This is a genomic window from Nemorincola caseinilytica (assembly GCF_039540515.1).
Lineage (GTDB): Bacteria > Bacteroidota > Bacteroidia > Chitinophagales > Chitinophagaceae > Nemorincola > Nemorincola caseinilytica.
The window spans coordinates 81,410-106,160 of record NZ_BAABFA010000005.1 but is presented as its reverse complement, the minus strand read 5'-3'; the positions used below and the strand labels follow the sequence as shown (position 1 = coordinate 106,160).

Here is a 24,751-nt window from a genome sequence, read left to right as displayed (position 1 = left end):
AAATTCCAGATTCCAAGGAACAAGCCCAATACCTAATACCCAATTCCTGACCCCTCACCATCAAAAAAACAATTCATAACTCATAATTCCGAAGAACTACTTTGTCACGAATTTCTCCAGCATAGCCTTAGCCTCCTCAGAGCGGTTGTAGGCGCCCAGCACCTTGCCGTCAGGGCCTATCAGGAAGGCCTGTGGTATATACTGTATGCCATATGCGGCCGCTGCTTTCGAGTTCCAGAAGCCCAGGTCGCTCATATGGTTCGGCCATGTCAGGTTATCTTGCTTTATGGCGCCTATCCATGCGTTCTTGTCCTTATCCAGCGATACGTTCAGTACCGTGAAGCCGTTCTTGGCATTTTTGAATTTTTTGCCCGAGAACTCTTTGTACATAGCTACCAGCCCTGGATTGGACATGCGGCAGGGTCCGCACCACGAAGCCCAGAAATCTACCAGTACATAGCGGCCCTTGTTCAGCTCCGACAGCTTCAAGGTCTTTCCTTCCGGATCGGGGAATGCCAGTTCCGGTGCCTTCATGCCTACTTTTATCACGGTATTCTCATACTGCGCACTTGCCGAGAATATGACACCGGCAGCCAGTGCGAGTGTCGATAACAGTTTCTTCATTTTGTCCTATCGGTTATTTATGTTGTAAATATAGAGTAAGAAGGTCAAATAATGTGCCACTTACCACCACCTGCCAGCATACAACGTATTTGAGAACATGATATAACATAGCTTTAACACGCATATGTTGCAACACCATGCCCACTGTTTTCAGTACCTTTGCCGCAGCATGAAGCGGTTCGTCACATCTCTGCTGATGGTGCTCTACATGGCTGCGGCCGTGGGGTTCTCCTGCTCCTTCCACTATTGTGGCGGCGAGTACGAGGGTGTCCACTTTACCGCCGATGTAGAGAAGAACTGCTGCGGCGAAAGCGAAGATACCGATGGCTGCTGCCATACCACAGTAGTAAGCGCGAAGTACAAAGACGACCATGCTCCTTCGGCCTTCAAGGTACTACTGGCAAAAGATGCGCCTGCGCTCATACCTGCCGCCATACGATACCTGCGTCATACCGGTCGCACATTTACAGCCACCGCTGCTACAGGTCATTTCTACAAAGGCCCTGCACCTCCTTTACTGCAGGGCATTCCTCTATATTTGTTCATACGCGTACTGCGCCTGTGATACTGATACAGGCAAAATGTATCGCTACACTTCTATCGCTTTCACGGTACTCACGCCCCACCTCTTTATATGAGAGAGGCCTGCCTGCCGGTAGGCCGGGCCGGGGAAAGGCTTAAAACCATTATCAGCATGACGCTCTACATCAGGAATATGGTATGCAACAGGTGCAAGGCATCTGTACAGGGCATATTCGAGGCCGCAGGTATACACCCGCAAAGCATATCGCTGGGCGAGGTGGTAGTGGCCGATGATGCTATTGCGCCTGCCCTGCTGCAGCAGATAGCCGGCAAGCTATCGCAGACCGGCTTCGAGCTGATAGACGACCGCAAAGGCCGGATGATAGAACGCATAAAGAACGTGATAGTAGACCTGGTGCACTACACCGACGACAGACCTCGCGAGAAATACAGCGAGATACTATCGCGCGAGCTGCACTACGACTATTCGTATCTCAGCAAGCTGTTCTCCGAGGTAGAAGGCATCACCATAGAGCAATACATCATAGCCCAGAAGACCGAGAAGGTAAAGGAATACCTGGTATACGACGAGCTGTCGCTGGGGCAGATAGCCGAGATGATGGGCTACAGTAGTGTGGCACATCTATCGGCCCAGTTCAAAAAGGTGACAGGCATGTCGCCCAGCGAGTTCAAAAAACTGGGTATACACCACCGCAAACCGCTCGATGAGGTAGGCAAATAAGCGTTTGTCCATAATTCCGAAAGATCTGTACAAGATGCTGTAAACAGCAGGCTGTCCTTCCATTCTACCTTTGTATCAACAAAAAACGAACAAAGCAAAAATGAAACATGAGTATAACATAACGGGCATGACATGCACCGGTTGCATCAGCTCTGTAAAGCAGAAACTATCTGCCGTACCGGGCATTATGGAAGCCGAGATATCGCTTACCGCACCACAGGCCGCCATTACTATGAACAAGCACATACCTACCGCAGTACTGCAAGAGGCGCTGGGCAATGGCAAGTATACCATCACCGATGCGCAGACCACCATGCCATCCGCCGTAGATACCGAAACGAAGAAAGACTCTTACTACCCTATCTTTCTCATATTCGGCTACATAGCGGGTATTACCCTGCTCATACAACTGGCCGGTGGCGGTTTCCACCTCATGCACTGGATGGGCCATTTCATGGCAGGGTTCTTCATCGTGTTCTCTTTCTTCAAAATGCTGCGGCTACAGGCCTTCGCCGATGGCTACCGCACCTACGACATAGTAGCGCGGGCCATACCGGGATATGCCTATGTATACCCCTTCATAGAGCTGGCGCTGGGAATATCCTACATCATGGACCTCGCGCCACTGGCCACCAATATCGCTACACTGGTGATAATGGGTGTAAGCACTATAGGTGTGGTACAAAGCCTTGCAAAAAAGAAAGCTATACGGTGCGCCTGCCTGGGCACAATTATAGATCTGCCTCTCAGCAAGGTCACACTTTTCGAAGACCTGCTGATGGTAGTGATGAGCGCCATAATGCTGGTGCTTGCATTATAGCACCCGAACAATAACATTTATTGAACTGTCAAAAAACGAACAACAATGAACATCATAAAAATAGTAACGACCATACTGCTGATGCTGGCAGCGACCTTTGCCATGGCACAGACAAAGAATGAAAAGATAAAAGTATCGGGCAATTGCGGCATGTGTGCCAAAAAGATAGAGACGGCCGCAAAAGATGCCGGCGCCACCAAGGCCACATGGGACAAAAAGACCAAGGTGCTCTCTGTGACCTATGATGCGGCCAAAACAACTAACGACGGCATACAGAAGAAAGTGGCATCGGTAGGCTACGACACCGAGAAGTACACGGCCGATATGGAGGTGTACAAGAACCTGCACGAGTGCTGCCAGTACGACAACAAAAGGTAGCATGTAAAATGTGTTTCATAACATTCAACAGAACATCACCTCCCCTCTGGGGAGGCCGGGAGGGGCTGAACACAAGACATCTATAACATTCAAAAAGCTCAGAAAATGAAAAAGATAATATTCGTATGCATCCTCCTGTGGAGCACACCATCCATAGCACAGATCCGGTCGGCAACGCTGGTGGCCAGCGGCCTCACATGCAGCATGTGCAGCAAGGCCATATTCAAAGCGCTGGAAGCAGTACCCTCGGTAAAGGCCGTAGATGTGGACATAGAAAGATCCAGCTACGCTATTGCCTTCAAAGACGGTGCCACCATATCGCTCGACGAGATAAAGGCAGCCGTAGAGAATGCAGGTTTCTTCGTGGCCTCGCTACAGGTCACCGCGTCCTTTACCCAAACAAAAGTGGCCAACGATACACACCTGGAGTTAGGCGGTTCGGTGTTCCACTTCGTGAATGTACCCGAACAGGTAGTGAATGGCGAAAAGACCATAACGGTGATAGACAAGGATTTCCTGCCTGCCAAAGACAGGAAGAAGTACACGAAGCACACAAAACTCACCTGCTTCGAAACCGGGCATGCGGCCGCATGCTGCCCCGGTGGCGCTGACGCTCAAAAACGGATATACCATGTTACGATATAGAGGGCTGCTTTCTACCGCACTGCTGCTGCTGACAGCATATGCGGGCCGCACACAGGAGCTCTTTGTGTACTCAGAGCCTGCCAGCAATATGCCGGCACGGTCCACAGGTTTGCGCCTTACCAACTGGATGATGGATGAAACAGAGGCCAGCAAGGTGAACTACCACATGATACCCGAGCTGATGTGGGGCGTCAACAAACGCCTGATGATACATGCCGAAGGCTTCATCAGCAACAGGAACGGCACACTCGCTGCCGAGGGTGTGGGCGCATATGCCAAATACCGCTTCCTGAGCCACGATGACATTTACCGTCATTTCCGTGCTGCTGCCTTTGCCCGCGTGGCCACCAACAATGCCGACATTCACCAGCAGACCATACAGGTGAACGGCCACAACACCGGCTACCAGGCAGGTGTGGTAGCCACACAGTTGCTGCACAAGACCGCCCTGTCGGTAACGGCCTATTACGAGCAGGCATTCGACAATTTCGGGGGTAAGGAAAGCAAGCTACCTGCAGGCATGGCCGATAAAGCGGTGAACTATATACTATCGGCAGGGCGGCTGATGCTGCCCACGAAGTACAAGAGCTACAAGCAGACCAACATGAACCTGATGGCCGAGCTGATAGGACAATCACTGCCGCAGGCTGGGCTGCACTCGGTAGATATTGCGCCGTCCATACAGTTCATCTTCATGAGCCAGGCACGGCTGGATATTGGCTACCGTCAGCAGCTATACAGCAATATGACGCGTACCGCCCCCAATGGACTCCTGATAAGAGTGGAATACCTGCTTTTCAGCCTGGGTAAAAAGTGACCTCAGGACCACCGATCGCCTTTCCAGGTGGTCGGTGGTCCTTTATCTGCCTCTACCAAATACCACCTTCGTTATATACCTATATCCCTCTATATCGAAGCGCACCATATACAGGCCGCTCGGTTTAGCTGTGGTATGCAGCGTAGTGGTATTGTCCCAGCTATCGGCTGTCACATCCATGCGCTCTACTACCCTACCTGTTATGTCCATGATGCTCACATGCATCATCTTCCCGGCATCGGCATTCCAGCGAATGGTAAGCACACCATCCGGCGATGGATCAGGATACACCATGTACACGGCCGCATCGTTCACCCAATAAATAGTGCGTATAGGCATTACGAACCGGCTACCGTCTTTCATCACAGCCGTTAGCCGGTAATGTACCGGCGTACCTGTACCTATATCACCCGGCATGTCCATATAAGTATATCGTTGCCCATACCTGTTCTCTGCCTTACGGTCATTTATCACTGTATAGCCGCCATCGTTCACGGCCCGTTCCAGTATATAGTGATCCGCCACACCATCTATCCACGATGTCCATTGTACTGCGGCACGGCCACTGCTTACCATATGTGCATCCAGCGTCACTAGTGCGCCCGGCACATCTGTAATATCCAGCCGCCTTACGGGCGAATACCACACCCTGTCGCTCCCTGCCAGCAGGTATCGCAGTCTGTAATACACTACCTGCCCCAATGCTTTTGCAGCTGTATCGGCATAGCTGTATCGCGCATTAGCGGCATGTACCGCATTCGCCTGGTAAATGTCCGCAAAGTTGTAGCCGTCGTCAGACCGTTGCAGCATGTATGTATTCACCGAGACATCTATCAGCGATACCCATTCTATCATTGGCTTGCGTTCACTGTTCCTGTAGGCTACAAAATTCACCGCATCTGTATTGGCTGGCAGTTCGCGCGTAGGTCCACCATCGTTCACCCACAATTCCGAGAAAGGCTTTATACTCACCTCTGCACGGTACCCCTTTTCATAAGGCACCCACTGTACCTTTTTGTACGGATGAAAAACGTAAGTGCCACCTGTATCATCGTCCAGCGTCCCATTCTCGGCACTATGATCGTTGTTGTTATAGTATTGCGTTACACCCAGCGAATATGCATCTGTCAGCGGCGCACAGGAAGGACATGTGGTATCTTCCAGCACCTTTACTATATCGGCATCCTCTATGTATAGCATCGTGCGCACACTATCGGCAGGCGGCACTGCCGATGTGATGGCATAGCTGCGGGGCATTATATACTGTGTGCGCCCTGTGTTCCACAAAGTATCATGGCCATAAAGAGTAACTATGACATTGCCCAGGTCATTCGCAGGGCGCAGCGCAGCCACTAGCCCACCCTGCGCCAGGTATTCTGTCCATACGCCGCTGGCAGGGTTCTCGCCCAGGCTCACCATCTGTTCATTCAGGGGGTAAATGGGGTGCCCTCTGTCATAGATATGGATATCGTCTATCGCCAGTCCCTCAAAGGTCACGGCAGGATCGGCAAAGAGTATGAACCTCAGATGCAGCACCTTTCCCGCAGGTGGCTGCGGCAATGCTATAGTAGCTACATGCCAGCGCGTAAAGCCCTGGCTGTTCCATATACTGAAAGGTGCATCGTACCAATGGAACCCATCGCCCGCCGCCCCCAGCTTGCGCCACTCTACGCCATCGAAGGAGTATTCCAGGTAGGCGCCATCGCATAGTATATTCCCGCAGTTCTCCAGGTCTTGCGCCATGCTCAGGCTCAGCATCGGCTCGGCAAGGTCTGCTATATCATAGCAGGGCGAATACAGGTAAGAACGTTCCAGGCTGTTATACCTTTCGGTCAGGTTGCTTTTCCATGCCTTTGTACCACTGGCGGCTTTGTTGATGCGGCTTGCCGCAGGTGTACCATATTGCCACGAGCTCATAAAGCCCGATGTATAGAACCCACCATCACCATTCTCGAAATTCTCCAGGTAGGGGTACGAAGAAACAATGCGGCTATTGAGAAACTCATACCCCATGATGCTGTCATTGGGCTGGTAGCTGTCGCCTGCTGCCGTCAGCCATATATTCAGCTTGTGCGTGGCCGATGCAGAGATATCCATCTGGTCGGCAAAGATGAAATTCACAGAATCCTTCGCCCCAAGGCTCGGGATGATGCCACTATGCACCGCGCCGCCATCCAGCGTATAGTTCACCTGTACATTCGCCAGGGGGTGGTTCACACCATTGCGCACTTTTACGGTAAGTGGTATGGTACCGGGCAGGCCACAGTTATTGGGCTGCGGCGACACCACACCGGCCAGCATGGCATCATTGGTAACGGTATAGATGCGAAAGTTATCGAACGTGATGCCGCTGCCATAGTTACGACCGGCTATCAGCGTGGTATCGTTCTGGCAAAAAGCCACCTGTGTACTGGCAGAGAAATTGTAGTTCCCCTTCCGCACAGCATCTGTCAGTGATAGCGAGCGCACACGGTTTGTCGTACCCGGGTACACCGACATGTCGTACTTGTGCATATCCACCCACGGCAGCGCGTCCACGCCGCGCGCGCGTATCACATTGCCTGCCTCCCGGTTGGGAATTCCATGCAGCACATGGTCTATATCCATACGCACCTCATCGGTAGCAGTATCATATGTTGTCAGGTTAAAGGTACCGATGAGCATATTGTTGCTACCCTGGTTCATAGGCATGAACTGGTCCAGGCTCATGGAGCGGTTGCCGCTTATCACCACCTCGTCATATACATACGACCGCACCCTGCCCGAATCATCATCATTATAAAAGTCCCAATGCCCATTGGGCGATATACCCAATGAATCATGTACAACAGAGAATTCTCCCACATCTTCGAAACCATCTATGAACGGAGTTGAAAGATCCACAGGCGTATTTGCCAGTACCTTGAAGGTATAGGCCAGTGTATCATTGCGTGGCTGCGGATCGGCCACTGCATTGTTGTGTATGGCCAGCAGCACATTGTACACACCGGGCATAGCCAGCGGCAGGCCGGGAATATCTACCACGGCAGTAGCATTGGCGGCCAATACCCCCGAGGGGTTCGCGAATGTGTGCCATACACCACCATTGATGCTGTAGGAAAAAGTATAGTTGCCGCAGGGCACACTATACAGGTTGCGCACCTGCACTATCAGGTTCGATGTAGCCCCCGGCGATGTACTGGTAAGCAACCGACCGCTCCTCGGCGACACCACTCTTTCCACCATCAGGTCTCCTGTAGATGCTGTCGATGCGCAATCTCCATCACCGGCCCTGCGCGTGACGGCAAGGCTGCGGTACCCGCGCAGACCATTGACAATAGGCTGCACCGCCACGAACGATACTTCTGTCAGCGACATACCCGCGAACGAATAGGCCGTATCGCTCACCGTATCTGCTATCGCCATCCATGGACCTGTTTTCCGTAACACCTCATATGCTGTGGCATTGGGTACGGGGTTCCAGTGTATGTTCACATAGCCGGGGCATTGCGAGGCTGCAAGCACCACATGCGGCGTATCCGTTATAGCGAACCTTTCCGATGTCGCTACTTCCGATGTACCGTTCCTGCTCAACCGTACCCTACAGTTACCCGAGTTGAAGCCCGGCGTTACGAACCCGCAATACCGCTTCCATGCCGGTACAGCCCCATCTATCACACTCCAGTTATCGCCATTATCAGGCGAGAATTCCACTTTAAAACTGTTGCCATCGCTCACCGCGTTCCAGAATACGCGTATGCTATCCACGTTCGACAACTGCTCGCCACCTATAGGATAGGTAAGCTGCACCTCCTTCGGCAACAGGTCGTACACCAGCACAAAATGCTGCGGACCGAACGGAACAGAATGCCCTTTTATGGTAATGGTATATGCCCCTGCCGTGGGCGCATCTATCGTCACCTGCTCTACATTGTTCAGGTGGTCGGCCCTTTCGGTGGCCGGGTTCAGCAGGTTGGCCAGTGTGGCATCGGGCACCAGTGGCAGCCTTTGCACACCTCCCGGCATGGTCACTGCCAGGTCCAGGTCGTTCACCAGTTGTGTGGCCGCCGTAGGGCTGGCAGGTATATCGTTCCAGTACAGGGTCACTTTCGCCCCGGCTATGCCTGCAGGTATGTTTATAGTTATGTCCCTTTGCTCGCCTGCGCTCACATCGCCTGTCCCATACCTGTTATCGTCCAGTACCTTTAGCGCCCTGCCCACATCCATCATCCCGAACCCGAAGCTATGGTCCGGCCCGGGCTGGCCCAGGTCCATGGCAGTAGCTATCATGATGGCCTTCAGCAGGTCGGCGCGGGGCTGGGCGCCCTGCAGCCGCTTGTAGTGCTGCGTCAGTACGGCCAGCCCGCTGGCTACCTGCGGCGATGCCATGCTGGTACCACCCGCCCAGCTATAGGTATCGTAGCGCAGGCAGGAGAACACACTTGCCCCCACGGCCACTATATCGGGCCGTATGCGCCCATCCCTTACCGGCCCACGCGACTGGTCGCTTGCCTGCAGCAGGTTGTGCGTGGTACTGCCCACCACCAGTGTGTTCTTCGCTGGTTGGTACCCACCACCCATCGTACCATACCCCTGCGGATAGGGAGCACAGGTCATATTGCCATCATTACCTGCGGCAAATACATGCTGCACCGTAGGATATTGCAATGCCATCGTATCCAGGAAACGGGAATAAAGGTCGTAGGTACCGAAGTACTCACAGTCGCCCGCCACTACGGTATAAGAGTTGTTGGTGATGGTCATATTGTGCTGCTGCAGCATAGACCCTGTGGCCGATAGCACAGTACTAAAGAAAAAATCCAGCAGCTTCACTTTTGGTGTCATACTGGCGGCCAGTGGGTTCACTATCGCGGCCCCACCTACTATACCATTTATATGTATACCATGATTGGTCACCTGCGCCGGGTTGTAGTTCACTATCCTGTCGCGCAGGTCGTTATGAAAAATGCCCGCTGTATTATCTCCTACGCCTACGGTCACGCTGTCACCATTCAGCCCATAGCCGCCCCAGAGGGACGTAGCTATGGCATTACTGCCCTTCACTGCCGGTATCGATTGTTTGTCCAGCGGCACCGGCTCCATATGGGGTGTTATATAGCGTACCCCATACCAGCCTGCCAGGTCGCGCAGCCTTGTCGCCGGTACCGATACTATATAGCAACCATACTCCATGGCATCGGCCATCTTGCCGCCAAGTGCCAGTACCAGTTGTCGCATTTCAGCCACATCCACTCCCTCATATACCGATAGCAGCACCTTTACATCCCCCCTTTCTACAGCGGCCTTTCGCCACAGGTAGCTATCGGCCTTCCATTCGGGCTGTGCCGGTAACACACTGTGTACCGGCAGCGCAGTGGTACGGACCTTGTCTACCCTTTGTCTTATTATTGCGGTAAAAGTATTGTCCGGCACATAGTCCAGCAGTGTAATGCCACTCGCGGACAGCGCTTCCCGTTCAACCAATGAAGGCATCTTCGAGAAATGTACCAGCACTTGTGCCGGTAGTGGAGCGCTGTTCACCTCATCGGTCCATGTGGCATTGGCGGCCACCGGTACTACATCGCCCGTTCTTAGCCGTATGGCATCCACCGGCCGTTGCTGTTGTGCATGGGCAATAAGAGTAAAAAAGCATAATAGTATAGTATAGGGTATGAGGCAGTATGAACGTTTCATCGTCATTTTTTATCTACGAAACCTTAGGGTTATTTATCGTAGTATAAATATCACGCTTTTTTAGCTAATAATGTCGCCATATGTATATATAGTATCCGCGCGGTCGCACGGACATCAACGCTCCCTCTCCTTGGGAGAGGCTTCACAACCGTTGCGAGGTATACAGAACGTACCTATAAAAAGCATCCATCACTTTACGCGCAAAGAAGTGCTGCACCTTTTCGGGCAGCATCTTTTTACAGCTTACTTTTTCCGACACCTGTATGATACCCTTATAACTTACCGCAAAGTAGCAAAACAGCTTATTGCCCGAGACCGGTACGGGCGTAGCATAGCCCGTTACCCCTATACCCCAGTCACTATCGAACATCCCGCATACATTCACCGCCATCTGCTCTGCCACCTTTGCCGATACACAGTTATGGGCCTTGGCATGTATCGGCTCCACCCGCAGGTGCCTGTATTTCTGACCGATATTGTAGGCAGTGATACCTCCCTGGTAAAATCGTTCGGCATCGGCGATACCGCACAACAGGAACTGCAGCGCCCCCGAAGTCACACTTTCAGCCACCGATACGGTCTCTTCATGTTGCACCAAATGGTCTCTTATCACACCGCTTTTCTTCTCATTCAGCATAGTCATAGTGTTATTTAATGGTAGCGCTGCCTAGTGCCTGCAGCATCATAGCATTGTGTACCGCTGCACCCAGGGTATTGTTGAAATAGGCATACACGTTCTTCCCCTCTGCAATGTGGTCCTTTACCTTGTCGGCATACCCGCGCAGTATATCGTTCTCATAGTCGCCCTTATAGTCGCCCCTTTCGCCATGAAAACGCAGGTATACCGTATCGGTCTGCATATCTATCTCCGGCGTGGCCGACCGCGGCATATCGTGTATCACTATCGTTGCCCTATACTGCTCCAGCATCTCATATACCTCATCTCGGTACCACGACCTGTCCCTGAACTCTACCGCCAGCGCCCAGCCATCAGCTTTCCCGCTCTGCAGTATATCTTGTAGCAACCGCTGCACATGGCGCATATAAGATGCCTTTATACTAGCGGGGAACTGTACCAGCAGGCATCCCTTTTTGGTGCCCACCATATTTATGGCTTCCATGTAGCGCCCTACATCGGCCGGTTCGCATACCAATTCCCGCACATGGGTCATACCCCGCCACAGCTTGAAGGTGAACCTGAAATGCTCCGGCACATCATCGCTCCATCGTGCTACCGTCTTTGGCATGGGTATCTTGTAGAAAGTACTGTTTATCTCTACACTGTTGAACAAAGTAGCATAGTAGTGCAGCCTGCTCTTGCTCCTGTACGCTATGGGGAACTGCGCCTTGCCTGCCACAGGCAATACCACATTGCTGGTACCACAATAAAATTCACCTGTCGGCCGTATCACTTTTCGCAGTTTTTGTCACCACACTTATTTTCCCGTTCCGCTCCATATGTACAGTATCTACATCATCCATGACCTCTGTATGAAGCAATTGGCGCACGGCCTGTATTATATCGTCCTTGCATACCAGGGCCCTCACCATATTGCGTTCTATGAATGCTCCCTTCTCGTACAGCAATATCCTGCTCCCCTCCACCAGCCTGCTGATCCGTTCATTATGTACCATTACCGATGCCATAGACCGGTGCAGTACCACTAGCACCGTACATGTGACCACTATTGGCATCATGGGCGATACCCCGGTAGCGGCCCTGCTGAGTATAGAGCCCAGCAGCAGCGCTATGATGTTGCCCAGGGGTGTGCCCATACCAAAAGACCGCCTGCCCGATATACGGATAAGCACCAGCGCCACAAAAAAAATGATAGCACCCCTGCACACCATTTGGGAAGTCGTAAGATGGTCGTTCTTCTCCCACAGAAATGACAGATCATCCATAACTCACATTTTTGATCGTTACTTCTAAGTTACCACCAGAGTACGGCACCTTAGCCACCTGTATGTGAACTATGTAACGGAATGCAGCAGTTATGTAAATGGATAACTATTGTCATTGCCATTTAACACATTAAAAATGTTTCACTATAAAATTCGACCTCACCCACATCTGGGAAGGCCCGGAGGGGCTAAACACGGAGACATCTCACTTTTAATCACATATTTCTTAAAATTTTCTAAAAATATTTTCCGCTCGCATAGGGGTATCTTCTTTCTCGGTTGTCTATGATATAGTGAGCACCCGGAAAGAAGCGATATTTTTGATACCAGATACCAAAACAGCAGGAATGGGAAGTGAGACCACATTCATTACAGGGGCATTGAGCACACAAGCGGTAGAGGACGCATTCAAGTCCCATTTCCAGGGCTTGCTGCGATATGCCCATACTATCATAAGAGACGAGCTTATGGCAGAGGAAATGGTGCAGAACGTATTTTACAAACTGTGGAAGAACAGGGAGGACGTGGGCATAGACAGGTCCATATCTGCCTACCTGTACCGCAGCGTATACCACGAATGCCTCAATCATCTGAAACACCTTAAAGTAAAGGCCGCCTACCAGGCGCATGCAGCAAGAGCTATGGAGAACCTGAATAATGCAGCCGACAAGCTAAGACTAAAAGAACTGGAAGAAAAGCTGGAAACAGCCCTCAAAGAGCTGCCCGAACAGTGCCGCACCATCTTCCAGATGAGCCGTTTCGAAGAACTGAAGTATATGGAGATAGCCGGCAGGCTGGGCATTTCGGTAAAAACGGTAGAGAACCAGATGGGCAAGGCCCTGAAGCTGCTGCGCAGCAAACTGGCCGACCTGCTACCTATATTCTTCATTTTTTTATTCAACCTCTAAACAACAGGCAACGTGAACAATAAACAACAGAACATGAGTGATGATGTGCTTGTGAAGCACCTGCTGGGCGAGGCCACACCCGAGGAACGCCAGGAGGTACAACAGTGGATAGCCGCCAGTGCCGACAACCGCAGGTATTACGAGCATTTTAAACTGATATGGGACGAAAGCAAAAAGCTGGATGCGCCCCTTAACGTAGATACAGATGCCGCATGGGGCAGGTTCATGCAGCGGGTAGAGCGCGAGGAACAGCAGGCCACTATAGCGCCACCGGCATCGCCGGGGCCATCGCGCACTATACCGCTATGGTCGCCACGGTCGCTGATGCGCGTGGCAGCTATGCTGGTACTGATGGTGGGCGCAGGCTGGCTTATATACAGCATCACCGGCACCGGCGACCAGGTAACACTGGCCTCTGCCGACAAGGTGATGAAGCATACCCTGCCTGATGGCACCGTGGTCACCCTCAACAGGAACTCTACCCTCTCCTATCCCGGCGCATTCACCGGCGAGACCAGGAATGTCACCCTCAGCGGCGAGGCATTCTTCGATGTCACCCCCGATAAGACCAAACCCTTCATCATAGATGCAGGCAACTCTTCGGTCACCGTAGTAGGCACCTCCTTCAATGTGAAGACCCGTAAGGATATCACAGAGGTGATAGTGGAAAGCGGTATAGTAGAGGTGGCAAAGAAACAAAAGGCCGTCCGCCTCAATCCCGGGCAGAAGGCCACAGTAACATCTGCCAGCGACGCCCCCGTTATGGAACAGACCACCGACGACCTTTACCGGTATTACCGCACCAACGAATTCGTGTGCAACGGTATAGCGCTCTACAAGGTGGTGAACATACTGAACGAGGCATACAATGTGCATATAGAGATAGCAGATCCCAAACTGGCCTCATTACCCATTCATACTACACTGCATACCAACGACCTGGGGCAGAACCTCGACGTTATCAAAGAGACATTCAAAGATGTACTATACCTGGAACAGAATGGTAACAGTATAAAATTCAGGGCCAGGTAACTATAAGAGTACCGGGGCGGCCGCAAAAAGGTCGCCCCGGTGCTATTCCCGCAAAGCTGTACATGCCTGCATTATGTACATCTTTCAAATAATGATATTTTTGCCGCACATGCACCCCACTCACCGCATCCGCACAATATTATCCATTCTTCTGCTGCACATGGCCATCGTAGGCCATGCGCAGTCGCTTTTGCAAAAAACGGTATCTGTAGACGCCCGCAAGCAACGCCTTAGCGAGGTGCTCAATACCATAAGCAAGCAAGGGAATTTTTACTTTTCCTACAATGGCAACATCCTGAAAAAGGACAGCCTTGTATCGGTAACGGTAAAGAACAAGACCGTAAAACAGACATTGGACGGCCTGCTGGGCGACAGATACCGCTATACCGAGACCGATAAATACATCATCATTCATACCGATGAGAAGGAAAGATCCTACATCATCAGCGGGTTCATTACCGATGGCTCTACCGGGCTGGCGCTGGAAGATGTAAGCATCTTCGAGCGCAACCAGCTGGCATCGGCCATCACAGGCAAGGATGGTTATTTCCGCCTGCACCTGAAGGATAAAGGCCGCTTCAACACCGCCGACATCACCATCAGCAAGGGGTTCTATATGGATACCACCCTGTCGCTCATCAAGGGGTTCGACCAGGAACTATCCCTTTCCATAAGCCCGCAGACCTATTCCCTGCCCGACCTGGTGGTGACACAGAACTCGCACATGGAGCGCACATGGTTCGGCAAGTTGCTGGTTTCGTCGCGCATGCGCACGCAGAACATGAACCTCGCCAAGTTCTTTGTCGATAAGCCCTACCAGTTCTCCCTTATACCCGGCCTCGGCACTCATGGCCGCATGAGTGGACAGGTAGATAATAAATTCTCCTTCAACCTCGTAGGCGGCTATACTGCGGGCACCCGTGGGCTGGAGATAGGCGGCATGTTCAATATAAACAAAAAAGATGCCCAGTATGTACAGATAGGTGGTTTCCTGAATGTGGTGGCAGGTAGCAGCAAGGGCGCGCAGATAGGCGGCTTCAGCAACTATGTGCAAAAAAGGGTGGATGGTGCGCAGGTAGCAGGCTTCCTCAACAAGGCAGGCAATGTGGATGGCACCCAGGTAGCGGGCTTTTTCAATGCTGCCTTCGATACTGTGCAGGGCGCACAGGTAGCGGGGTTCATCAATATAGCAGAGGCCTCCAATGTGCAGACCGCAGGCTTCATCAATATAGCCGGCGATGTGGATGGCGCGCAGGTAGCAGGCTTCATCAATGTGGCAGAAGAGGTAAAGGGGTTTCAACTGGCGGGCTTCATCAATCTGGCAGAAAAAGTAAAGGGTGTGCAATTCGCCGGCTTCATCAATATAGCCGATAGCAGCGACTGCCCCATAGGCCTCATCAATATCATAGGCAATGGCGATGCATCGCTTGGCGTTACTGTCGATGAGCTGGGCACTACTATGGTGGCCCTTCGCTCGGGTGGGCGCATACTATATGGCCTGCTTGGTGTGGGTACCAATTTCCATACCGACAGTAAATACCCTATGCTGGCTACAGAGGCTGGCATCGGTGCGCACCTGCCATTTTCCAAACACTTCCGTGTCAGTGCCGAGATCACTTATCTTGCCTTAGGCAATATTGCCGATAACCAATTCTTCGACAATGCCATACGCCTGCTGCCTGCCTATCGTATAGGCCGCTTCGAGGTATTCGCCGGGCCCAGCATCAATTTCGCCTACTACACCAAAGACCGTCCCGAGACCGTTGCGCTTGATGGCAATGTACTCTGGCGCGGCAACACCTTTGCCGGCCCTTCCGAGTTCCGTATAGGCTACAGGGGTGGCCTGCAATTCAAGTTATGATACAAATTGAACATTGAATTTTGTCGTCTGGCAGTAGGTAACACCTCCCTCTCCTTCGGAGAGGGCTGGGGTGAGGCTTAATAGAATCGGCATAAATAGAATAAAAGGACATCAGCCCGAAGGATGACCCGATACCCCATCATGGCCATCAGGTGATCCTTCTGGCCATCAAGGTTCACCCCTTATGCTGCTCTATCACTGCCTTTAGCTGCTGTGCGTTCACCACGCCCGACCGCCGCCACAGCATCTTCCCATTACGAAAAAGCATAAGCGTGGGCACACCCTGTATATTGTACGCTCCGGCCAGCTCCTGGTTGCGGTCCACATCTATTTTCAGTATAGTGGCCGCATCGCCTATGCTGTCTTTCAGTTGCTTCAGTATAGGGGCCATCATCTTGCAGGGGCCACACCATTCTGCCGAAAAATCTATCAATACCGGCTTATCGCTATTTATCAGTTCTGCAAAAGATCTCGTTGCCATAGTTCATTTTTTTATAGGATGTTACACTCCAGGGTCTACTGCTCATACTTCCTCAGTGTGAACCACGGTCCTGCATTGTACACATCGGTAAACCCACCCGACCGCAGCATGGCCCTGGCAGCAGCGCTGCGCATACCTGTAGCGCAGCAGGTAATGATGGTACTGCTCTTATCCAGTTCATTCACTTTACTGCCCAGTGTGTTCAGCGGTATGTTCTTAGAACCCTTTATGTGGCCTCCGGCATACTCGGCCGGTGTCCTTACATCTATTATAGTAGCTCCGGCAGCTATCAGCGCACCCATATCCACTTTGGGGCCGAACAGTCTTTTTAATAAACCTATCATCTGTTGTGTATTTCCATGCAAAGTTCTGCCGATGTAACGACTATTACCGGAAAAAGTATGTTAAATGACCACGATCAGCCCTACCCATATACTATGTAGCTGCAACAAAGTATCTTTGTTACAGACGCTTGCTCACATGAAACTATATCGCAATGCAGCCATACTGATAGTGGACGATGACGAGGATGACCATATCATCCTTTCCGGCTACCTGCGCGATGTGCCTGCCAATACCTTCAGCATCACCTGGGCCCCTACCTATAGCGAAGGGTTGGCACAGCTATCTACCGACAAGTACGATATAGCCTTTGTAGATTATCGCCTCGGTGCGCGATCGGGTGTCGATTTCCTGAAAGATGCCCGCGACCTGCAGCTTGATACTCCTATAGTGCTGCTCACCGGCCAGGGCAATTACTCGGTAGACCTCGAGGCCATGGAGCTGGGCGCTGTGGACTACCTCATAAAGGCCGACCTCAATGCCGAAAAGGCCGAGCGCTGCATTCGCTATACCATAGACCGTGCCAACAACCTGCGGGCCCTGCGCGATAGCGAAAAAAAATACCGCAGCATATTCGAAAGGTCGAAGGACATTATCTTTGTGGCCGATAACGACCTCCGCATCACCGACATCAACAAGGCTGTGGCTACCATGCTCGGCTTCGACCCTGACGAACTGTATGGTACTCCCCTGCCCGATATCGTCTATTACGAAGATGCCAGGCGGTATCTGCACTTTGCATTGGAAAAAGGCACCTCTGTTACCGATCTGAGCCTGGCCATGAAAAAAAAAGATGGCGGTAAATTGTATTGCACCCTATCATTCTCCTGCGATGCCGATGAGAATGGAGAAAAGGTAGTACATGGCATGATACACGACATGACCACTGTGCGCAAGGCCGAGCTCACCACCCTGCAGAACGAAAAACTGGCCGCTACCAGCAGGCTGGTACGCACACTGGCACATGAGGTGCGCAACCCGCTGAACAATATCACCATGTCTGCCGAACAGTTGGGCGACCCATCGGCGGCAGAGGACCACCATCTGTACCTCGACATCATAAAGCGCAACAGTGTTCGCATCAACAACCTGATAACCGAGCTGCTGCACTCGCACATACCACGAGACAATGCACGCCGCAGCAGTTGCATGCAGGACATACTGAACGAGGTGCTCACCACCGCCATGGACCGCCTGACGCTGAAGAAGATACAGCACAGCGCCACTACACCCGATACACCCATATACATACCCGCCGACAGGGAGAACCTGAAGATAGCCCTGCTGAACATAGTGATAAATGCCATAGAGGCCATGACCGAGGATACCGGCCGCCTCACCCTCGATCTTTCGGTGGTGGACGATGATGCCGTACTATCAATCAGCGACAATGGCTGCGGTATCAGTGAAGAGCATATAGACCGCATATTCGAGCCCTACTTCACCCGCAAGCGTACAGGCACGGGCCTGGGTCTTGCTTTTACGCTCAATATCATTCGGGCGCACAATGCCACGCTCGATGTCAGCTCTACCCCGGGCAATGGCACCACCTTTACCATCACCTTTCCACAGGCAAAGAATGACGCGTGATGTTCGGTAGTAAGCCGTAACTTTGCCCGCGTTTCAAAGAACAGGCAAATGATACAAAGACATATGCGTCAGTGCATTGTACTGGCATGTGGTATATTGTCGCTGTGCGGGGGTACGGCAGTGGCAAAGGATAAGAAGAGACCGGTCCGCAACAGGGCCCTCTACCTTAGCTGGGGATACAACACAGCTTGGTACACACGTTCTACGGTGAAGATAGACCAGCCAGCCCTGGCCAGCAATTACGAAATGGTAAAAGTAAAGGCCCACGACAACCCGGGCTGGAACCACCGCCTATTCCACCAGCAGCTCACCATACCGCAGTACAACTACCGCCTGGGCATGTACTTCAACAAGAAGCAGGACCTGGCCATAGAGATCAACTTCGACCATGTGAAGTACATCATTGCCGACGAGCAGGATATGCAGCTCAAAGGCATGCTGAACGGCGTGAATACCAACGAGAACATCCGGTTCTCGGGTCCCAAAGGCTTCTATTACTTCCTGAACAATGGCGCCAATTTCTTCTGTTTCAATATAGTGAAACGTGTGGGCCTCTATACTACCAAAGACAGGAACCTGTATGTAGACCTCACAGGCAAGGCCGGCATAGGCCCCGTGGTGCCGCATGTAGAGAACAGTCTCTTTGGCAAAAAGAACGATAAAGGCTTCCAGCTGGGCGGCTGGAACACCGGGCTGGAGACCGCCCTACGTGTCACCTTCATGCGCTATGCCTACTTCGAGTTCGCACAGAAGGTCGATTATGCCCGCTATAGCCACCTGAAGGTATACGAAGGCCGTGCCCGGCAGGCGTTCGGTACATACGAGCTCATACTAAGCCTGGGGGCCATACTGCCTACCACCCGGAACAACCCGCTCTTCACCCGCATTCCCGAAACGCATGAAGATGTAGCACCCACGGCGCGGTAGCAGGCATCTGCTCCTGTGGCCGTTACATCGGAAATAGCTATTTTTGCAGTGCATATAGCATACAGCAAGATGTTCAGAGAGGTATTCGAAAAGTATAGTTGGGAAGATGTGCTGCGTGATATATACGCAAAGACAGCGGCCGATGTAGAGCATGCGCTGAACACACGCAAAAGAGGCCTGGACGACTTCATGGCCCTTATATCGCCCGCCGCGGCTCCCTACCTGGAGCAGATGGCACAGTTGAGCCACCGCATCACGCAGAAGCGTTTCGGCAAGACCATACAGTTGTACGCCCCTCTCTACCTTTCAAACGAGTGTCAGAACATCTGCACCTATTGCGGTTTCAGCCTCGATAACAAGCTGCGCCGCAAGACCCTTACCGGTATGGAAATGATGCAGGAGGTAGAATACCTGAAACAGCAGGGGTTCGACCATGTACTGCTCGTGACCGGCGAGGCCAACAAGACCGTAGGGGTAGATTACCTGCGCAATGCCATACGCATGCTGCGGCCCCACTTCGCCAATATATCCATAGAGGTACAGCCCCTGGACCAGGAAGATTACGAACAACTCATAGCCGAGGGGCTATACGCCGTACTGGTATATCAGGAGACCTATCACAAAGACAATTACAAACAATACCATCCCAAAGGCAAGAAGTCCAACTTCGACTACAGACTGGCCACCCCCGACCGCCTGGGCAATGCAGGCATACACAAGATAGGCCTGGGTGTGCTCATAGGCCTTGAGGACTGGCGTGCCGATAACTTCTTCACAGCCCTGCACATCAGTTACCTGGAGCGCAATTTCTGGCAAACGAAATACAGCATTTCCTTTCCCAGGCTACGCCCCGCCGAGGGACTCATAGAACCGAAGGTGGCCATATCGGACAAGGAGCTGGTGCAGCTCATTTGCGCATGGCGCATCTACAACGAAGAGCTGGAGCTTTCTATCTCTACCCGCGAAAGCGCCCTCTTCCGCGATCATATCATTCAGCTCGGCGCTACCACCATCAGTGCGGGCTCGCGTACCAATCCCGGTGGCTATGCTGTAGAGCCCGAGTCGCTGGAGCAGTTCTCTATAGACGACGACCGTACCGTGGCACAGGTACGCGATATGATACAGCACAAAGGCTACAAACCTGTGTGGAAGGACTGGGACCGCTTCGAGACGAACCAACACATATCACATGCTGTCTGAGCAGGAGCATATACGATACAGCAAGCAGACCATACTGCCCGAGATAGGCCCTGCCGGCCAGGAGCGGCTTCGTGATGCACGCGTACTGGTAGTAGGCGCCGGTGGCCTGGGCTGTCCTGTACTACAGTACCTTGCTGCGGCAGGTATAGGCACCCTTGGTATAGCCGATGGCGACAATGTGGACATCAGCAACCTGCAGCGGCAGGTACTCTATACCACTGCCGATGTAGGCAAGGGCAAGGCCGCCACTGCAGCCGAAAAGCTCACCGCCCTTAACCCTCATGTACATTTCCATGTCCACCCCGTCTTTATAGACAGCAGCAATGCGCTCGATCTTATCAGGGAATATGATATAGTGGTAGACGGCTCCGACAACTTTGCCACACGTTACCTCGTCAACGATGCCTGTGTCATGCTGGGCAAGCCCATGGTATCGGGCGCCATATACAAGTTCGAAGGGCAGGTATCGGTCTTCAATTATAAGGGAGGCCCCACATACCGCTGCCTTTTCCCCGAGCCTCCGGGCCCAGGCGATTCGCCCAATTGTGCCGATATAGGCGTTGTGGCCACACTGCCCGGCATAGTAGGCACCACACAGGCCAATGAGGTCATAAAAATGATCACCGGTATCGGCGATGTATTATCAGGCAGGTTGCTGGTCATAGATACACTCGGCATGTCCATGCATACCTTCAACTTCAGGCTGAACGAGACCAATCTCCTTATCACAAGCCTGCCTACCCTTTCCATGGCCTGCGATATACAGGTCATCCCGGTCGATCACGCCACATTGCAGCATATGCTGGCCACTGTACAAGGTTTGCAATTGGTAGATGTGCGGGAGGTAGAAGAGCATGCTATAGACAATATAGGCGGTATCAACCTACCTCTCTCTGCCAATAGTTATGGGAAATTAGAACCCTCGCTTCCCGTAGCCGTATATTGTGCCTCGGGTGTGCGCAGTGCGCTCTTTGCCAAAACATTAGCTCAGAACGGCTTCAGCCTGGTATACGACCTGCGCGGAGGAATGGCCGCCATCGGCCGCTAGGGTTTAGCTATCGAAAATTTGCCATCTATCACCGATACCGTATCTGCCACAAAGTTGAAAGTACCCTTGTATAGCGAACCTGTATCTGTGACAACCACAAAGTTGCCTGTAGATGCATAGTGGCGAATATTTCCGCTATAGTAAGTAGCGGTATTTATAGGTGGGTCTATCTTGTATGTCCCCTTCCCTTTGAAATCGGTGATGCTGATGTTTATGGTACTGCGCTGGTTATCCTTTTCCTGTGTGGCTATCACCATAAGGTTGAAGATAGACGTATCTCCACCGGAATTGACCACCTTATAGCTATATGCCGAATCTGTCTTCCACTCTACGGTATTCACCAGGGCGCTCATGTTCAGCTGCGACAGCAGGCTGCTGTCAGGCTTTGCTGTATCCACGTCCGCAGGACCTTTCTTTTTCCTGCAAGCCCCCATGGCCGCCAGGCCGGCTATTATGGTCATCAACAGAAGCCTTCTCATAACTAAGGGAATATCGGTATTAACGCAAAAAAGCTCCTTTTTAGTGTTCGGTCATTATACGGCAACGATCGCAGGCGCCTTATGGGTTATTGGCCACATAGTTGCCATTGTTCACCGTCACACCGTATTTGGTGTTGAACTTGAAGTAACCTGTGGTCTCCAGACTGGTAACATTAGAGATAGCTATCACGCCACCCAGCGCAGAGTCTACCAGCCCACCATGATAGTATATGGCGCTTGCCTGGCCTTGTACTATAGAGTAGGTACCGGCCTCGCCCTTATAGTTCCTTATATAAAGCACTATCCTGTCGTATGGGTTCACATTATCCGATGTATAACCGGTAATGATGATACCCCTCAGCGTATCGGGCAGCTGCGGCGCTATAGTGGCCGTCCTTACTGCCGACGATATGAATTTGAAGGTACCTATATCGGCCGTCATGGACGGGTTCGTTGTTGTTACATATCCACGGTTCTTATTACACCCTGTTGCTACTATACCACATACTACTGCCAATACTGCCGGAACCAAGAATTTCTTCATGCTTTGATATTTGCGCTAAGATAACTCAAGATCTTTTAATAATCAATATGGCCTCCTTCACCTATGTCTCTCTTGTTCGCTACCTGGCACTGTGACATATTAATTTTTCACAAAATACACCCACCTACTCTCTATACCCCCATAGCAACAAATTATTCAAACGTTTGTTTAATTTCAAACAAACGTTTAATTTTGTGCCGGAAATAAGGAGAGATAAAAATGGAATTCAGCGAAAAACAATTGTCTATCATAGCCGCGGCAGAGCGCCTCTTCTCTGTCAATGGCTTCGAGGGCACATCTGTAAGAGATATAGCCAATGAGGCAGGGGTGAACGTGGCCATGATATCCTACTACTTCGGCAGTAAGGAAAAACTGATGGAGGCCGTCTTCGAGGAAAAGACAAAAAAAATGCGCCTGAAGGTAGAGAACCTGCTGCAGGACACGAAAATGACTACCCGCGAAAAGGTGAACATACTGCTGGAAGACTATGTGGAAAAATTCCTCAGCAACCCGCAGTTCCACAAGATAATGCTGCTGGAACAGATAGTGGACAAGCCCGGCGGCGTGGCCGACCTGATACTGGGCCTGAAAAAACGCAACCACATATCCATCAAAAAACTGATACTTGAAGGGCAGAAAAAGGGAGAGTTCAAAAAGAACATAGACGTAGTGCTGATGATGAGCACCCTTGTGGGTGTAGTGAGCCAGATGATAATAGCCCGCAGGTTCTACCGCGAGGTCAACAACCTCGAGCACCTCTCGGAAGAAGAATACAATAATTACATACGCAAAAAACTCACAGTATATCTCAAGAACCTTTTTAAAATGATACTTACCAATGAAGCATGAACAAAAGATAAACCTGTTAGCAGCGGCCATTTTAGCAATGGCGGCCATTGCCCCCGCACAGGCGCAGAAGACCCGCAGCCTCTCGCTCAACGAGGCCATAGAACTAAGCCTGCAGAACAGTGGCAAAATGAAGATAGCCTATGCAAAGGCCGATGAGGCCAATGCCGGGCTGCACGAGGCCAAGGACCGTCGCCTACCCGACCTGAAGGTACAGGGCGCCTACATGCGCCTCAATACCCCCGATGTCACCCTCAAGCTCAACACCGGCAGCAGCCAGCAGCAAGGTGGCGGCGAGCAGAGTGGCGGCGGCACACCCAAGGTAGACCAGGTAGCCTATGGCATGGCCACCGCTACCCTGCCCCTATTCTCGGGCTTCCGCATAAAATATGGCATAGAATCGGCCCGCTACCTGGAGATAGCCGCCCGCCTCGATGCCGAGAAGGACAGGGAAGAAGTGATACAGAACACCATAGAGGCATACCTCAACCTCTACAAGGCCAAACGGTCGGTAGAGCTGGTAAAGGAGAACCTGCAGCGCGAAGAGAAACGCGTAAAGGACTTCGGCAACCTGGAGCAGAACGGCCTCATGGCCCGCAACGACCTGCTCAAGGCCCAGCTACAGCAATCCAATGTAGAGCTGGCGCTCATGGAGGCCGAGAACAACCTAAAGATCACAAACATCAATATGGCACTGCAACTGGGCCTGCCCGAAGACAGCGATCTCATTCCCGACTCTACCGGCATGGAGGCCACACCCGAGGCCGGCAGCGTAGCGCAGTGGGAGCAGATAGCACTGGAGCAGCGCAAGGACCGCGCCGCACTCAATGCCCGCATCAATGCCGCCAATATGGGCATAAAGGCCACTAAGGGCGAATACCTGCCCAGCGTTGCCCTCACCGGCGGCTACATAGGCGCCGATGTGCCCAACCTGCTCACCATACCCAATGCCTTCAATGCCGGTATAGGTCTGCAATACAATATAGCCGCCCTGTGGAAGACCGGCGCCAAGCTGGATGCCGCCAAGGCACGCCTGCACCAGGCACAGGCCACCGAGGGCATAATAGCCGACCAGGTACGGCTGGAAGTACACCATGCCTACCAGGGCTACCTGCTGAGCCTGAAAAAGATAACGGTATACAAAAAGTCGATAGAGCAGGCAAACGAGAACTTCCGCATTACAAAAAACAAATACGACAACAACCTCGTCACCACCACCGACCTCCTCGATGCCGATGTGGCACAACTGCAGGCCCAGCTCAACTATGCCTTTTCCCGTGCCGATGCCATGCTGGCCTACAAAAAACTACAGCGCGCAGCAGGTGTACTGGGCAGCAATAACTAAAACATCATACCATCATAAAAAG

Annotated in this window: 24 protein-coding genes; 15 read left to right on the top strand and 9 right to left on the bottom strand. The window is 52.0% G+C overall.

The features are described 5' to 3' along the window. Positions 1–96: 96 nt before the first annotated feature. Positions 97–624: a TlpA family protein disulfide reductase gene (locus ABD843_RS02780; protein WP_345078175.1), complete on the bottom strand. Its 528-nt coding sequence runs from the start codon at positions 622–624 to the stop codon at positions 97–99. Between the two features lie 169 nt (positions 625–793). Here ABD843_RS02780 and ABD843_RS02775 point away from each other — a divergent pair, with 169 nt between their 5' ends. The 6 genes from ABD843_RS02775 (at position 794) to ABD843_RS02750 (ending at position 4,548) form a co-directional block, all read left to right on the top strand. Continuing rightward, positions 794–1,189, top strand: coding sequence for an HYC_CC_PP family protein (locus tag ABD843_RS02775; protein ID WP_345078172.1), 396 nt, complete (start codon positions 794–796; stop codon positions 1,187–1,189). A gap of 129 nt (positions 1,190–1,318) precedes the next feature. Further along, positions 1,319–1,888 carry a helix-turn-helix domain-containing protein gene (locus ABD843_RS02770; RefSeq protein WP_345078170.1) on the top strand — a complete coding sequence of 190 codons (570 nt, stop codon included), beginning with the start codon at positions 1,319–1,321 and terminating at the stop codon, positions 1,886–1,888. A gap of 100 nt (positions 1,889–1,988) precedes the next feature. Next, the gene (locus ABD843_RS02765) at positions 1,989–2,708 is read left to right on the top strand and encodes a heavy-metal-associated domain-containing protein (RefSeq protein ID WP_345078167.1); all 720 of its coding nucleotides are present in this window, start codon (positions 1,989–1,991) and stop codon (positions 2,706–2,708) included. Between the two features lie 45 nt (positions 2,709–2,753). Further along, on the top strand, positions 2,754–3,086 hold the full coding sequence (locus tag ABD843_RS02760; RefSeq protein WP_345078163.1) for a heavy-metal-associated domain-containing protein: 333 nt from the start codon (positions 2,754–2,756) through the stop codon (positions 3,084–3,086). 105 nt (positions 3,087–3,191) lie between these two features. Further along, entirely contained in the window at positions 3,192–3,731 is a 540-nt protein-coding gene (locus ABD843_RS02755; RefSeq protein WP_345078160.1) for a heavy-metal-associated domain-containing protein, read from the top strand. Beyond that, positions 3,718–4,548: a hypothetical protein gene (locus ABD843_RS02750; RefSeq protein WP_345078157.1), complete on the top strand. Its 831-nt coding sequence runs from the start codon at positions 3,718–3,720 to the stop codon at positions 4,546–4,548. The genes ABD843_RS02755 and ABD843_RS02750 overlap by 14 nt, the downstream gene beginning before the upstream one ends. A 42-nt stretch (positions 4,549–4,590) precedes the next feature. Here the strand turns inward: ABD843_RS02750 and ABD843_RS02745 are convergent, their stop codons facing one another. From ABD843_RS02745 to ABD843_RS02730, 4 genes are all read right to left on the bottom strand, one after another. Further along, a complete protein-coding gene (locus tag ABD843_RS02745; protein WP_345078154.1) occupies positions 4,591–10,221 on the bottom strand; it encodes a S8 family serine peptidase in 5,631 nt (1,876 codons plus the stop codon). Positions 10,222–10,363: 142 nt separating this feature from the next. Continuing rightward, positions 10,364–10,858 (bottom strand): CinA family protein, encoded by a 495-nt coding sequence (locus ABD843_RS02740; RefSeq protein WP_345078152.1) that lies wholly within the window; start codon positions 10,856–10,858, stop codon positions 10,364–10,366. Between the two features lie 10 nt (positions 10,859–10,868). Further along, a complete protein-coding gene (locus ABD843_RS02735; RefSeq protein ID WP_345078149.1) occupies positions 10,869–11,633 on the bottom strand; it encodes a DUF72 domain-containing protein in 765 nt (254 codons plus the stop codon). After that, entirely contained in the window at positions 11,614–12,126 is a 513-nt protein-coding gene (locus ABD843_RS02730; RefSeq protein WP_345078146.1) for a DUF421 domain-containing protein, read from the bottom strand. Before ABD843_RS02730 ends, ABD843_RS02735 begins: the two co-directional genes overlap by 20 nt. A gap of 347 nt (positions 12,127–12,473) precedes the next feature. Between ABD843_RS02730 and ABD843_RS02725 the strand changes: the two genes are divergently transcribed. The 3 genes from ABD843_RS02725 to ABD843_RS02715 all read left to right on the top strand — a co-directional run bounded on the left by ABD843_RS02725 (position 12,474) and on the right by ABD843_RS02715 (position 15,927). Continuing rightward, positions 12,474–13,034 (top strand): RNA polymerase sigma-70 factor, encoded by a 561-nt coding sequence (locus tag ABD843_RS02725; protein ID WP_345078143.1) that lies wholly within the window; start codon positions 12,474–12,476, stop codon positions 13,032–13,034. Positions 13,035–13,046: 12 nt separating this feature from the next. Then, positions 13,047–14,066 (top strand): FecR domain-containing protein, encoded by a 1,020-nt coding sequence (locus ABD843_RS02720; RefSeq protein WP_345078140.1) that lies wholly within the window; start codon positions 13,047–13,049, stop codon positions 14,064–14,066. Positions 14,067–14,226: 160 nt separating this feature from the next. Next, positions 14,227–15,927, top strand: coding sequence for an STN and carboxypeptidase regulatory-like domain-containing protein (locus ABD843_RS02715; protein ID WP_345078136.1), 1,701 nt, complete (start codon positions 14,227–14,229; stop codon positions 15,925–15,927). A gap of 175 nt (positions 15,928–16,102) precedes the next feature. Here the strand turns inward: ABD843_RS02715 and trxA are convergent, their stop codons facing one another. Both trxA and ABD843_RS02705 read right to left on the bottom strand, forming a co-directional pair. Then, the gene (gene trxA / locus ABD843_RS02710) at positions 16,103–16,408 is read right to left on the bottom strand and encodes a thioredoxin (protein ID WP_345078133.1); all 306 of its coding nucleotides are present in this window, start codon (positions 16,406–16,408) and stop codon (positions 16,103–16,105) included. Positions 16,409–16,443: 35 nt separating this feature from the next. After that, positions 16,444–16,752: a rhodanese-like domain-containing protein gene (locus ABD843_RS02705; RefSeq protein WP_345078131.1), complete on the bottom strand. Its 309-nt coding sequence runs from the start codon at positions 16,750–16,752 to the stop codon at positions 16,444–16,446. Positions 16,753–16,888: 136 nt separating this feature from the next. Here ABD843_RS02705 and ABD843_RS02700 point away from each other — a divergent pair, with 136 nt between their 5' ends. The 4 genes from ABD843_RS02700 (at position 16,889) to moeB (ending at position 21,515) form a co-directional block, all read left to right on the top strand. After that, positions 16,889–18,340: a hybrid sensor histidine kinase/response regulator gene (locus tag ABD843_RS02700; RefSeq protein WP_345078128.1), complete on the top strand. Its 1,452-nt coding sequence runs from the start codon at positions 16,889–16,891 to the stop codon at positions 18,338–18,340. A 63-nt stretch (positions 18,341–18,403) separates the two neighbouring features. Then, positions 18,404–19,267: a hypothetical protein gene (locus ABD843_RS02695; protein WP_345078125.1), complete on the top strand. Its 864-nt coding sequence runs from the start codon at positions 18,404–18,406 to the stop codon at positions 19,265–19,267. Positions 19,268–19,336: 69 nt separating this feature from the next. Beyond that, positions 19,337–20,467: a 2-iminoacetate synthase ThiH gene (gene thiH, locus ABD843_RS02690; RefSeq protein ID WP_345078122.1), complete on the top strand. Its 1,131-nt coding sequence runs from the start codon at positions 19,337–19,339 to the stop codon at positions 20,465–20,467. Beyond that, the gene (moeB, locus tag ABD843_RS02685; RefSeq protein ID WP_345078119.1) at positions 20,457–21,515 is read left to right on the top strand and encodes a molybdopterin-synthase adenylyltransferase MoeB; all 1,059 of its coding nucleotides are present in this window, start codon (positions 20,457–20,459) and stop codon (positions 21,513–21,515) included. The genes thiH and moeB overlap by 11 nt, the downstream gene beginning before the upstream one ends. Here moeB and ABD843_RS02680 read toward each other — a convergent pair. Together ABD843_RS02680 and ABD843_RS02675 are read right to left on the bottom strand one after the other, a co-directional pair. Next, entirely contained in the window at positions 21,512–21,994 is a 483-nt protein-coding gene (locus ABD843_RS02680; RefSeq protein ID WP_345078116.1) for a hypothetical protein, read from the bottom strand. The genes moeB and ABD843_RS02680 overlap by 4 nt on opposite strands. A 79-nt stretch (positions 21,995–22,073) precedes the next feature. Then, positions 22,074–22,538 (bottom strand): hypothetical protein, encoded by a 465-nt coding sequence (locus tag ABD843_RS02675; protein ID WP_345078113.1) that lies wholly within the window; start codon positions 22,536–22,538, stop codon positions 22,074–22,076. 219 nt (positions 22,539–22,757) lie between these two features. Between ABD843_RS02675 and ABD843_RS02670 the strand changes: the two genes are divergently transcribed. Beyond that, positions 22,758–23,387, top strand: coding sequence for a TetR/AcrR family transcriptional regulator (locus ABD843_RS02670; RefSeq protein WP_345078110.1), 630 nt, complete (start codon positions 22,758–22,760; stop codon positions 23,385–23,387). Further along, positions 23,377–24,729 carry a TolC family protein gene (locus ABD843_RS02665; protein ID WP_345078107.1) on the top strand — a complete coding sequence of 451 codons (1,353 nt, stop codon included), beginning with the start codon at positions 23,377–23,379 and terminating at the stop codon, positions 24,727–24,729. The genes ABD843_RS02670 and ABD843_RS02665 overlap by 11 nt, the downstream gene beginning before the upstream one ends. Positions 24,730–24,751: the final 22 nt, after the last annotated feature.

Excerpts from the sequence above, each read along its gene's own strand:
- ABD843_RS02780 (WP_345078175.1), bottom strand. The coding sequence starts at position 624 with ATGAAGAAACTGTTATCGACACTCGCACTGGCTGCCGGTGTCATATTC.
- ABD843_RS02775 (WP_345078172.1), top strand. The coding sequence starts at position 794 with ATGAAGCGGTTCGTCACATCTCTGCTGATGGTGCTCTACATGGCTGCG.
- ABD843_RS02770 (WP_345078170.1), top strand. The coding sequence starts at position 1,319 with ATGACGCTCTACATCAGGAATATGGTATGCAACAGGTGCAAGGCATCT.
- ABD843_RS02765 (WP_345078167.1), top strand. The coding sequence starts at position 1,989 with ATGAAACATGAGTATAACATAACGGGCATGACATGCACCGGTTGCATC.
- ABD843_RS02760 (WP_345078163.1), top strand. The coding sequence starts at position 2,754 with ATGAACATCATAAAAATAGTAACGACCATACTGCTGATGCTGGCAGCG.
- ABD843_RS02755 (WP_345078160.1), top strand. The coding sequence starts at position 3,192 with ATGAAAAAGATAATATTCGTATGCATCCTCCTGTGGAGCACACCATCC.
- ABD843_RS02750 (WP_345078157.1), top strand. The coding sequence starts at position 3,718 with ATGTTACGATATAGAGGGCTGCTTTCTACCGCACTGCTGCTGCTGACA.
- ABD843_RS02745 (WP_345078154.1), bottom strand. The coding sequence starts at position 10,221 with ATGAAACGTTCATACTGCCTCATACCCTATACTATACTATTATGCTTT.
- ABD843_RS02740 (WP_345078152.1), bottom strand. The coding sequence starts at position 10,858 with ATGCTGAATGAGAAGAAAAGCGGTGTGATAAGAGACCATTTGGTGCAA.
- ABD843_RS02730 (WP_345078146.1), bottom strand. The coding sequence starts at position 12,126 with ATGGATGATCTGTCATTTCTGTGGGAGAAGAACGACCATCTTACGACT.
- ABD843_RS02725 (WP_345078143.1), top strand. The coding sequence starts at position 12,474 with ATGGGAAGTGAGACCACATTCATTACAGGGGCATTGAGCACACAAGCG.
- ABD843_RS02715 (WP_345078136.1), top strand. The coding sequence starts at position 14,227 with ATGGCCATCGTAGGCCATGCGCAGTCGCTTTTGCAAAAAACGGTATCT.
- trxA (WP_345078133.1), bottom strand. The coding sequence starts at position 16,408 with ATGGCAACGAGATCTTTTGCAGAACTGATAAATAGCGATAAGCCGGTA.
- ABD843_RS02705 (WP_345078131.1), bottom strand. The coding sequence starts at position 16,752 with ATGATAGGTTTATTAAAAAGACTGTTCGGCCCCAAAGTGGATATGGGT.
- ABD843_RS02700 (WP_345078128.1), top strand. The coding sequence starts at position 16,889 with ATGAAACTATATCGCAATGCAGCCATACTGATAGTGGACGATGACGAG.
- ABD843_RS02695 (WP_345078125.1), top strand. The coding sequence starts at position 18,404 with ATGCGTCAGTGCATTGTACTGGCATGTGGTATATTGTCGCTGTGCGGG.
- thiH (WP_345078122.1), top strand. The coding sequence starts at position 19,337 with ATGTTCAGAGAGGTATTCGAAAAGTATAGTTGGGAAGATGTGCTGCGT.
- moeB (WP_345078119.1), top strand. The coding sequence starts at position 20,457 with ATGCTGTCTGAGCAGGAGCATATACGATACAGCAAGCAGACCATACTG.
- ABD843_RS02680 (WP_345078116.1), bottom strand. The coding sequence starts at position 21,994 with ATGAGAAGGCTTCTGTTGATGACCATAATAGCCGGCCTGGCGGCCATG.
- ABD843_RS02675 (WP_345078113.1), bottom strand. The coding sequence starts at position 22,538 with ATGAAGAAATTCTTGGTTCCGGCAGTATTGGCAGTAGTATGTGGTATA.
- ABD843_RS02670 (WP_345078110.1), top strand. The coding sequence starts at position 22,758 with ATGGAATTCAGCGAAAAACAATTGTCTATCATAGCCGCGGCAGAGCGC.
- ABD843_RS02665 (WP_345078107.1), top strand. The coding sequence starts at position 23,377 with ATGAAGCATGAACAAAAGATAAACCTGTTAGCAGCGGCCATTTTAGCA.